This is a genomic window from Deltaproteobacteria bacterium, assembly GCA_016219225.1.
Taxonomy (GTDB): Bacteria; Desulfobacterota; RBG-13-43-22; order RBG-13-43-22; family RBG-13-43-22; genus RBG-13-43-22.
Genome location: JACRBX010000290.1, coordinates 1 through 11,455, shown reverse-complemented (window position 1 = coordinate 11,455; position 11,455 = coordinate 1). Strand labels below are relative to the sequence as shown.

Genomic DNA, 11,455 nt, shown 5'->3' with positions numbered 1-11,455 from the left:
CTGAACCCTGTAGCCTGATCACTGAACCCTTATCCCTTAACCCTGATCCCTGAACCCTGTACCCTGAAGCCTGACCACTGAACCCTGAACCCTGAACCCTGAACCCTGAACCGCCTTGGAGTTTTCATGCCCCATATCTTCATTTCCGACCTGAAACCGGGAGACAAGATCAATCAATTTTTTTTGATAAAAAGGAAAGAACGGCGTAAAACCCGTACCGGGAAAAATTATCTGGATCTTACGGTGACCGACCGGACCGGAACTCTGGCCGCCAAGATCTGGAGTGAAGCCATGGATCAGCTTGATCCCTTGTTTTCCGAGGGACAATTCGCCGGGGTGGCCGGAAAGATTGAAAGCTTTCAGGATGAGCCGCAACTGACCATCGAGCGGATCAGAGGCATCCAGAGTTGGTCTCCGGAGCAACTCGATTCGGCCTGCTTTGAACCGGACTTATTGATCCCCGCCTCCACCCTGGACATCCCCCTTCTCTGGAACAGTTTACTTTCCTGGGTCCGGGAAGAAATCCACCATCCGGGCTTACGGGAATTGACCCTTTCCTTACTTGAGACCAACCAAGAAGGTTGGAAAGAATGGCCGGCATCGAAATTATATCACCACGCCTATAAGGGAGGTCTCCTGGAACACACCTTTCGGGTCGTTCAACTGGCGCGGGAGGTCATCAAACTTTATCCTGAATTGAGTCAGGACCTGGTCCTGGCCGGAGCGGTCCTCCATGATATCGGCAAACTGAAGGAACTCGAAGGGTACCTTTCGGCTCACAATACCTATTTGGGGGAGTTGCTGGGACATCTGACCTTGAGCTGGGAAATGATCAGGACGGCAGCCCAAAATTTTTCCTGGGATAACCCCAAGCTGCTGGCCCAGTTAGAGCATATTATCCTTTCCCATCATGGCCAACTGGAATTCGGCTCTCCGGTCCTTCCCCTGACCAGGGAGGCCTTAATCGTTCATATGGTCGATGACCTGGAAGCAAAAATAACCATGATGACCGATCATATCGGACAAGATCGGGGCGAGGGGGCCTTCACCGACTGGCACAAGGTCTTAAAAAGAAGAATCCTAAAAGAATGATGGACCTGTAAAAATCACCAAGTTTGATTGGTGGAGGCCAAGATATCTTTTGAACTTGTTAATTCTGAAGCCGGTAGCTTCGATCCAGATCCTCTTTGACCTCTGCATTATCAGGGTCGATCGTTTTCAACTCTTCCAGAAAAGGCCTGGCCTGAGTGAGTTGGGTTCTCCATAAACGATCTTTCCCTTCTTTTTCCAGATAAACCTTCTTTTGGATCAAGGCCCTGGCCTTAAACCCTTCGATGAGGGTTTTGATCTTATCTTTCTGATCCTTTTCTAAAGGAAAAATTTCTATCTTTTCTTTCATGGTTTCAAAAAAAGGATTGACTGCGCTATCCCTTTGGTCTGCCGAAATCCTATTAATGAGGGATTCGAGGGTCTTCTCCTGTGCCGGAATGATGGTCTTCACCTTTTCTCTGAACGACCGATCCACCGGTGGATCGAGCAATTTTTGATAAGAAGCCTGTGAATCGGGATGCTTTTTCCATTGTTCCAGGAGACGGGCCTTCTGAATCAGTAACACCGGATCAAGAGGATCTTCGACCTTCAGAAGGCCGTCAATGGCTTTCACCGCCAGGGCGTATTCTTTTTCCTGGGTGTAGTTCTCAATTAACAGGCGGGTTATTTTTTGGTTCCTGGGAAACCTTTTTTGTAAATCTTCCAGGATGCCCCGGAGTTCCTCGGCCTTTCCTTGGGACTGAAAGAAATCAGAAATTCTGGAAATGGCCTGGAGGACATCATCATCCTCCCCTTTTTCGATCAACTCCTGATAGATCAGGTAGGCTTTCTTCCAATCCCCTGTCTCCCGATAATGATCCGCCAGTTCCAGGAGCCCCCCTTCCTGGCTCCGGCTGAATTCCCTCAAGTTTTCTTCTATTTTTTGGGCCGGCTCAGCCCCTTCTTTTTCCCGGTCATAAAGCCACCACAACCAAAAACGGATCCTCACCGAATCAGGGGCCTGCATCAAGCCCTTCCAGAGTTTTTCTTTGGCCCCGGCATAATTTTTCTGACGGATGAAAAGAATGGCCTGACCCGGAAAAACTTCATCTAAAAGAATTTTCCGCTCCTCCAATTCCTGGTAATAGTTTTCAGCTTCTTTCCAATGACCCGTTTGAAGCAAGAGGCGCCCGATTCTTCTCCGGATTTCCATATTTATTGAATTTTTTATGTGGGCGGCCCGAAGAGCGGTCAAGGCCCAGTCCGGCTTTTTCTTTTGAATATAGAAGTCAGCCCGATCTTGAAAAATCAGGTCCTGTTCCAGGGGAAATCTTTTTTCCAATGCCTCCCAACCGGCCTCAGATTCATCTCTTCGATCCAGGGCAGCCAATAAACGGGCCCAGGAACGTTGGATCTTATAACTCCCGGGATAGCTCTTTACCAAAGGCTCCAGGATCTTCCGGGCCTGGACCCACCCCCCTCCATCGATCAGGGCCATGGCTTTTTCTAAAAGGATATCCTGATCGCCAGGTTTAATGGTCAAGGCCCAATCCAGATAACTGATCCCCTTCCAGGGACGTCCCAAAAGACGTGAAACCTCTCCCAGCCTGAGCAAAACGTTTCCGGGATCTTCCCCTAAGGTCAGCACTTTTTGGAAGGCCTTTTGGGCCTGGACATAGTCGCCCTGATCCAGGGCATTGTAACCGGCTAAAATCCGGATAGCCGCGTTATTCGGTTGGATCAAGACCAGGGCCTCCAATTGCCGGGCCGCCAGACCGAATTCTTTTTGACGATAAAGACCGGTGGCCAATTTAAAACGGACCTCCCAAAGGTCGGGCTGCTTTTCCAGCATCTGTTGGTAAATTTCAAAGGCTTCTGAAAAACGTTGGATTTCAAACAGGAGATCGGCCAATTCAACTTGAAGATTGGGATCCATTCTTTTCAAGAGGATAGAACGATAAAAAGGCAAGGCCTTTTCTTTTTCTCCCGAAAAGTTATAGGCCCGGGCCAGGCTTAATTGGGCAAACAAATTTTCCGGTTCCAGGGACAGGGCCTTTTGAAAAGGAAGCACGGCCTGGCTGTAATTCCTGTTCTGAAGGTACAACTCCCCTATTTTTTCATAGAGTTGATATTCATCCGGGAAATGTCTTACCAGATTTTCAAATTCCGCCAGGGCCTCTTTATTCTTTCCGGAAGAATAATAGGCTTCCGCCACCTCCCGTTGAAGATCAAGATTATTGGGTTCGATCTTTTTAAGTCTTTCATAAATTTCCATGGCTGCGGAATGATTTCCGGTATTAAATAAGGCCCGGGCTTTTTCCAGGAGGGCACTGCTTTGGTCCGGCTTTTTCTTTAAGTAAGTATTTAAATAAGTCAGGGACTGATCATAATGCTTCCCAGCCGATAATACTTGAGCCAATGACAATTGGGTCTCCAGGTCAGCCGGGTCCTGCCGGTTAAGTTCCTGAAGGTAGGGAAGGGCCTCCTTGTTCCTATGGGCCGAAAACAAGGCCTGGGTCAGCTTCTTTTTCAGGCCCAGTTGCTTCGGAAACTGTTTGACCAGGCCTTCCAGAATGAGAATGGATTCATCCAGCCGTCGAGTAGCCCCCAAAACCTCGGCCAGATGGGTCCGGGCCTCAACGTTTTGCGGGTCCCGAATAAGCACCTGACGCCATTCAATCAGGGCCTTTTCCGATTCGTTTATCTGGTAATAGTTGGCGGCTAAGGATAAACGGATCGCCAGGTTATCCGGTTCTTTCTGCAAAAGCCGTTGATACCGCTCAATGGCCCGGCGATATTCCTTTTTCTGAGAAAGAAGATCGGCCAGTTCCCTCTGGACTTTTTGGTTCAATGGTTGATGTTCCGCCAGTATTTCCAACTCGGAAATGGCCTCTCCCCATCTCTCAAGGGTAACCAGGACCTGAGACAGTTCCTGCCGGGCCTCATCCAAATTCGGCTTCAAGGACAGAGCCTGGCGAAAATCCTGCACGGCTTCCGGGTATCTTTTCAGGAGGACTGATTCCCGGGCCTTTTCCCAATGGATCTTCCAAAGAGGAATAGTGAAAGCCCCCTCGCCAGGGACTTGTTTGATCTTGGTCTCTATGGCCGGCATTTCTTTGGTCTTTTTTTTGTTTTCGAAGGTACCCCATGAATCTTCGGGTCCTACCCAGACCAACAGGCTCCAAACGAGCCAAGCCGCCGATATCTTAGATAGTGCGGTTTTTTTCATATATCCTTGCGGTTCAGTTTATTATAAAGGCTGGAAAGACTGATACCCAACAGACGGGCGGCTGCTTTTTTGTCGCCCTTGGTCTTTATCAGGGTCTTCTTCAGAACCGATTGCTCGATCTCATCCAGAGAAATGCCTATGGGAACCACCAAATAACTTCCGGCAGCAGGAGAACCGGTCAGCCGGGCCGGGAGATCGGAAAGTTCAACGGTCGAGGTCTGGCAAAGAGAAACGGCCCTTTCAATAATATTTTCCAGTTCCCGGACATTGCCCGGCCAAGGATAATTACTTAAGACCTGGCTGACATCCGGGGAAAAACCCAAGATGTTTTTAGTATTCAACTCCGAATACTTGTTTAAAAAATAGCCGGCCAGCAGGGGGATATCCTCCACCCTTTCCCGGAGTGGAGGAATCTCAATAGTAATCACATTTAAACGATAAAAAAGATCCTGCCGGAAACGGCCCTCTTTGACCTCTTTTTCCAGATCCCGATTGGTGGCGGCAATGATGCGCACATCCACCTGGATGGTCCGACTGCTTCCTACCCGTTCAAAGCATCCGTCCTGGAGAACGCGGAGGAGTTTAACCTGCATGCCAAGACTCATCTCTCCGATCTCATCCAGGAAGAGGGTCCCGCCATTGGCCATTTCAAAACGGCCGATCCTTTGCTGATGGGCACCGGTAAAAGACCCCTTCTCATGACCGAACAATTCGGATTCCAGAAGGGTCTCGGTCAAGGCCCCGCAGTTGATTTTAACTATAGGGCCTTCCCCCCTGGAACTGGCGAAATGAATGGCTTCGGCGATGATTTCCTTTCCGGTCCCGCTTTCACCGGACAAGAGGATAGTGCTCCGGGTAGGGGCCACCTTGGAAACCAGATCCATCATCTGGGCAAAGGCCGGACTGGTCCCGACAATTTTTGAAAAGGAAGCTTTTTCCCGCAAGGCCTGGCGCAGACGCCTGTTTTCCGTAAGCAGGGTTTGGGCTTCCAGGGCCTTGGTAATGGCTTTTTTGATCTCGTTCAAACGAAAAGGCTTGGTGATAAAATCATAAATGCCGCTTTTAATGGCGCTCACGGCCACTTCTATGGTGGCCTGGGCGGAAATCATAATCGAGACGACTTCCGGACGCAGGGCCTTTAAGGTTTGGAAAAAATCCAATCCGTTCATCCCCGGCATCATTAAATCGATCACCGTTAATTCCACTTCCTGCCCGCGGATTTTTTCCAGGGCCTCTTTCCCGGAATGGGCTTCAAAAACCTGGTGACCGTCTTTACTTAAAGCAGCCGTCAGCGATTGGCAGGTATTCAGGTCGTCGTCGACGATTAATATTCGAGCCATAATTTACCGACGTGGGAATCACGGGTTTTTACAGAGTCATCACCCGTAACAGTGTCACCATTACAGCGGAAACGTACAAACAAACCGTGCCCCCTCCCCGGCCCTTCCCTCTTCTTGCAGGTCCCCCCCATGGGCCAGGACAATAGTCTTGCAGATATACAAGCCCAATCCGGAATGGGTTCCGGTTAAATCCCCCTTTTCCGGTTTAGAAATAAATTTTGCGAAGAGATTGGGCTTTTGTTCTAAAGCGATCCCCGGACCGCTATCAGCCACCTCCAGGAAGATCATTCTCTTCCCATCCTTTTCCCGGAGGCCGGTCTTTATTTTAACCCATCCGCCCGGGGGGGTCCAATGGATGGCGTTAATCAAAAGATTATAGATCACCCGTTCCAGATAAAACTCATCGGCCTCTAAGGTCGATAAATTTTGATCAAGATCCTTCAACACCCGGACACCCTTCCGTTCAGCCGGCACCTCACATTGGGAAGCAACATAGACTACCGAGGCGTTCAGATCCACCGGTTCAAGTTTCAGAGTAAAAGGGCCTTTTTCAATCTTGGAGATGGTCAGGACATTGTACAGGTGCCCTAATAAGGTTTCTATACTTTCCCCCATCCCGGAAAGCCGTTGTTTTACCTCCGGCTGGAGATTATCTTCCAACAAGGTCTCTATCATCAGACTAACCCCGGCTATGGGCGCCTTGACATCATGGACCATCATGGAAAGGAAATCCACATTGGCCAGTATTTTTTCCTTTTCCTCCTTAAGAATTCGATCCCTTTCATTCAAACTCTGGGCCATTTGGTTAAAAGAACGGGCCAAAACACCCAGTTCGTCTTTGCTGATTTCCGGAATCGCTTCCGTCAGATCACCTGAGGTAACCTTTTCGGTCCCGGCTGAAAGAAGGGCGATTTGCCGTCTCATTTTAGAGGTCAATAAAATCATCAAAAGGATTCCTAATAGACCCCCTCCCCCCCCAACGCCCAGGATAATCCGGCGCAGGGAATTAACCGTCTGATTCAGTTCTGCCCGGGAAAGACCAATAACCAAAAACCCAAGGATATTTCCTTCCCGATCTCTTAAAGGCAAGGATTTCATGGTATAGGATTTTTCTTCAACTACAACCGGCAGGGGTTGGCCCATTAAGGCTCTGATGTCTTGAAGCACATCCTCCGAAAATTCCAACTCTTCCCCTTCTCCCGCTTTTTGGGTGAAGGTACTGGCCAGGACCTTCCCTTCTCTTACGATGGCCATAAACGAATCCACGTCCTTAGCCAATTCTTCCAGGAAGATATTGTCGATCAAAACCCCGGTAAAAACCTGACCGGATACGGATTCTTCATTAAAAATGGGGGCACTGCCACTGATAAAAATCCCATGTTCCCATTTACTGAGCCGGACCCGATAATTTCCGAGAATCGCCTTTTTAATGAGCCCGCTTCCTCCCAATCCCAAGCGACGAAACCGGTTTGACTGGAGCCGGATCAATTCCTTCCCTTTTTGTCCGAGAACAAATAAAACATCCAGGTCGGATTCTCTAAAAACCGAAAGAACCAAGGCCCGGATGTTTCGTTGATCTTCTTTGACAACCAAGGTCCCCATCCGTCCGAAATTGGCAATAGCCAGGGCCAATACCCGAATCTGGTCCTTTTGTTTTTCCAGACTGAAGAAAACCTTCTGGGTCAGGGTATCTAATTTCTTTTGATGCCGTCTGTGGACTTGTTGGGTGATAATGGATTGGGTCACCACCAAAACGGCTGACAGGGCCAGACACAGAGAAAACAGATAAATAAGAATCAGTTTAAAACCGACTTTATTATGTTGAAAGGCCATCGAATTCCAATATGGTGCACAAAAACATCTCTAATTTCACAGATCCTCCCCCAGGTCAGAAGGGCCTCCTCCCATTCCCTGGTCTGCTTCGGACATGGCTTCATCCACCATTTGATCAAAATCCTCGCCTCCCATCTCTTCACCCATTTCCTTACCCATCTTTTTCATCCATCGGGCCACACTTTTGGGATCATTCTCATCCAGACCCCCAAGCTTGGAAGGATCGGCCAGGCTTTCCATCCGGGCTTCTTCGGATTTGACGACATTCACCCGGGAAACGATCCGGTTCAACCGCGGGCCGCCGCATTTTTTACAGCGGAGCGCGGGAACCTCTTTTTCCAAATTCATGATTAGGAATGAGGACTTTTTATGACAATCCTGACATTCATATTCATAAATCGGCATAGGGCTGACCTCCTGTCAACATTTTTGGCTTCTCTCTATCTCTTTTAACAGCTTCTTGATCCGATCCACACTCCAATCGACCGGACAACGGAGCCTCTGACCAGCCTTGTTTTCAAAAAGGACATGTCCTTTTTTTTGTCCGAATTCAAAAAGGGATTTGGTAATTTCCACATCCTTCTGACAGTAATGGGTCAATGGTTCCCAGCAGCCTTCCCTGAACCATTGAACCGCCTGGAGACCATTCCCGCTTTTTTGAACTCCCAGCGTCTTGTGGGCCAGGTGATCCAGGCTCAATCGAAACCCCAAGCAGGAAAATACATCCTCCAACAGATCAAGGGTCGGCAGAGAATCGAAATTAAAGGAAGAATACCCTCTTAAGACGCCATAGTCAAAACTTTTAATATTAAAGCCCACCAGGAGATCGAACTGTTTCAAGTGGGCCAACAAAGGGATTATATCTTTTTCCCGGTAGGGATGAAAACAATCATCCTGACTATCGTAAACGACTCCTACGGACACCCGCATCAGGTGCTTATTTCCCCACCCCCCGACCTCCTCGGCCAGACGCTGGGTTTCCAGATCAAAAAAGCCGATCCGTGTTTTCCTGATAACGGTTTTTCGGAATGCCAGGTCTTTGGCCATTTCCCCAATTGGAAGGGGGTGTCCCTGGGAAATCTTCAGCGGGATCTTCCCCAGGAGCAATTGACTGAGATATAAAGCCCCCTGTTTATCCAACGGTTTATTCCCTGAGCCGCACTGCGGCGAGTGGATACAGGAAGGACAGCCTTGTTCACAAGGACACTCGGAAATCAAATGGAGGGTCTTTTCCAGAAGACCTTCAATAATTTCAAAGCCCCTTTTGGCCAACCCCACCCCCCCGGGATAGCCGTCATAGATAAAAATGGCCCCTTTCCCCACCTGGGGATGATGGGGGTAACAGATGCCGCCAATATCCCCCCGGTCGCAAAGGGCATACAAAGGGAAGATGCTGATGGCCCCGTGTTCCAGGGCATGAAGGCCGCCCATCACATGAAAGCCCTGATCCTTCAACTGATTCTGAACGACTTCTTCGATCTCGATCCACAACCCCTCGGTCTCAAAGGTCTGGGGGGGGAGTTCCAAGGGATAGACCCCCAGGAGTTCCTGCCCATGAATGGCCCGTTTCTCATAACCGGTGAAGGTCTCTGTAACCAGAACCTTTCCAAAATTGACCAGGAAGTTTCCTACCGGCCGGACCCGCTCCTTTTGGATAATTTCGGTTTCCTTCTGGGCCACGATACGGGTGTAATAATTGACCTCCTTCCGGGTGACATAAACGTTCCGGTCAGCAATATCCAATTGTTCAACCTGATACGATTCGGCCCTATGGAGGTAGACGGCCCCGGGATGGCACTCCCGAAAGGCCCTCAGACCGTCCAGGGTCCCGACGACCTCACCCTTTTTCCCGGTTAATATCGTAAAGGCTTCACCGACCGACCGGATATTGACCTCCCGGTGAGGGTGCTTCTTGGCCGACACCCATTCCTCCCCGGCGGCAGTCAATAATAAACGGCCTTCTTTTTCCAGATCCCGGACCTCCTGCGGGTAAAGGGACGGCTTATAAAAAAGGTCTTCTTGAGAAAGGGGGATTTCCGCTGCGGCACAGGTCAGATGGGCCTTGAGGATGGGGCTGTTATCCGGATCGACCACTGCGGTTTCAAAACTGCGGTCAAAAAAATCTTCCGGATGGCGGATAAAATATTGATCCAGGGCATCCGGCTGGGCGATCAAAACGATGGCTGATTCCCGCTGACTCCGCCCGACCCTTCCCCCCCGCTGCCAGGTATTGATTACACTGCCGGGATAACCGACCAGTAAACAGACATCCAGACTGCCGATATCGATGCCCATTTCCAGGGCACTGGTGGAAATGACCCCCAGTAATTCGCCTGATGCCAGTCTTTGCTCGATTATCCGCCGTTCCCCAGGCAAAAATCCGGCCCGGTAAGAGCTGATCTTTCCTTTATACCCCGGGGCCATTTGTTCCACCCACATATGGATCAATTCGGTTACCCGTCGGCCCTGCGTAAAAAGGATGGTCTTTTTCCCTTTGGAAAGACAATAGGTAAAGAGCCGGGCACCCACAACCGCCGGGCTGATATCCGGGTTCAGGAAAAGAAAATGTTTGGCCGGGGAGGGGAAGCCGGACTCCTGGACCACTTGAAAAGAAAGGCCGGTGAGAGACTCTGAAAAAAGTCCGGGATCGGCAATGGTCGCCGAACAAAGGATAAACTGGGGAGCACTTTGGTAGAGATGACAAATTCGCCGCAACCTCCGGATAACCTGCACCAGGTGACTTCCCAATATCCCTTTGTAGACATGGGCTTCGTCCAGGACCACTAATTTCAGATTTTGGAAAAATTCCTTCCATTGCTCGTGATAAGAGAGGATCCCCATATGAAGCATGTCAGGATTAGAGATCAAAATAGGGGGAGGGGCCTGTCGAATCTTTTTTCTTTGAGAAACCGGGGTGTCCCCATCATAAATCGCCGAAAGGGTTTTCCCGGTAAAAGGAAGCCCTGGGGCCCATTCTTCCAGAATCTTCCGTTGATCCTGTTCCAGGGCTTTGATCGGAAACAGGAGCAGGGCCTTGGCGGCAGGATCCTGGATCAGGTTGAACAAACTGGACAAAACATAGATTAAGGACTTACCGCTGGCTGTGGGTGTGGAGATAATGACCTGCTCCCCATTCCGGATCCTCTCCAGAGCCTCGACCTGGTGCGAATACAACCGGGGAATCCCTTTTTCGGACAGGGCATTCCGGATCAATTCCGGAAAGGGGGCGGCCGGCCGGCCCCAGCGCGAAGGTTGGGCCGGTATTCTTTGATGATAACAGATCATCTCCCCCAAAGGTGTTTTTTTAAGTTGTCTAAGGAACGATTCCACAGTCTTCTTGCTGAAAAATGAAAATAGGAAAGAGGATGAGGTTACCACCTGATGATTCTGGTTTCAATCAAAAAAGATTATATAATGGCCTTAAAAAATGTCAAGTCCGGGCTGGACGGAACAAACAAGGCAAACGGAATCGATTGACAGATCAAGAAATATGACTATAATTAAATAAATTAGGACGCTGATTTTCGCCGATACCCGCAGATAACTATTCTTTATATTCAAAATCTTGACAATCTGCACGATCGGCCCTCAGCCGATCCGAGTCGATCTGCGTCCAAAAAGGAAATTCCTATACCATTAAATTATCATGTCCATTTGGACACCACGAAGCATGAAAATAGATTCAAAAAAAGCTCAAAGCTGAAAGATCAAAGCGAAAACCCTGGAGAGGTTCAAGGCTTTTCTTGAAACTTGCATCTTGCAACTTGCAACTTTTTTTCGAATTGAAATCTGAGGAATGTTTATGCCCGAAAAAGATTATTATAAAACCCTTGGTGTGGACAAGAAGGCTTCCGATGCTGAAATAAAAAAGGTTTATCGGAAGCTGGCCATGAAGTACCATCCGGACAGGAATAAAGGGGACAAAAAGGCGGAAGAAAAGTTTAAAGAACTGAGTGAAGCCTACGCGGTATTGAGCGACAAGGAAAAGAGAAAACAATACGACACGGTTGGGTCCGCTGGATTT

7 protein-coding genes are annotated in these 11,455 nt (G+C 49.1%); 2 read left to right on the top strand and 5 right to left on the bottom strand.

The annotated features are described in order from the left end of the window. Window positions 1–126 precede the first annotated feature (126 nt). Window positions 127–1,092 carry an HD domain-containing protein gene (locus HY879_23825; protein ID MBI5606374.1) on the top strand — a complete coding sequence of 322 codons (966 nt, stop codon included), beginning with the start codon at window positions 127–129 and terminating at the stop codon, window positions 1,090–1,092. Between the two features lie 58 nt (window positions 1,093–1,150). On the opposite strand, the gene HY879_23820 is transcribed toward HY879_23825, so the two are convergent. Genes HY879_23820 through HY879_23800 form a run of 5 tightly spaced genes read right to left on the bottom strand, consistent with a single transcriptional unit; the run spans window position 1,151 to window position 10,716 of the window. After that, window positions 1,151–4,258 (bottom strand): tetratricopeptide repeat protein, encoded by a 3,108-nt coding sequence (locus HY879_23820; protein MBI5606373.1) that lies wholly within the window; start codon window positions 4,256–4,258, stop codon window positions 1,151–1,153. Continuing rightward, window positions 4,255–5,598: a sigma-54-dependent Fis family transcriptional regulator gene (locus tag HY879_23815; protein ID MBI5606372.1), complete on the bottom strand. Its 1,344-nt coding sequence runs from the start codon at window positions 5,596–5,598 to the stop codon at window positions 4,255–4,257. The genes HY879_23820 and HY879_23815 overlap by 4 nt, the downstream gene beginning before the upstream one ends. A gap of 60 nt (window positions 5,599–5,658) precedes the next feature. Beyond that, window positions 5,659–7,431 carry a HAMP domain-containing protein gene (locus tag HY879_23810; protein MBI5606371.1) on the bottom strand — a complete coding sequence of 591 codons (1,773 nt, stop codon included), beginning with the start codon at window positions 7,429–7,431 and terminating at the stop codon, window positions 5,659–5,661. 36 nt (window positions 7,432–7,467) lie between these two features. After that, window positions 7,468–7,836, bottom strand: coding sequence for a zinc ribbon domain-containing protein (locus HY879_23805; GenBank protein ID MBI5606370.1), 369 nt, complete (start codon window positions 7,834–7,836; stop codon window positions 7,468–7,470). Between the two features lie 15 nt (window positions 7,837–7,851). After that, window positions 7,852–10,716, bottom strand: a complete 2,865-nt coding sequence (locus HY879_23800) for a DEAD/DEAH box helicase (GenBank protein MBI5606369.1) — start codon at window positions 10,714–10,716, stop codon at window positions 7,852–7,854. 517 nt (window positions 10,717–11,233) lie between these two features. On the opposite strand from HY879_23800, the gene HY879_23795 reads away from it, so the two are divergent. Next, window positions 11,234–11,455: DnaJ domain-containing protein (locus HY879_23795; protein MBI5606368.1), on the top strand; the 222-nt coding region annotated here is incomplete at its 3' end.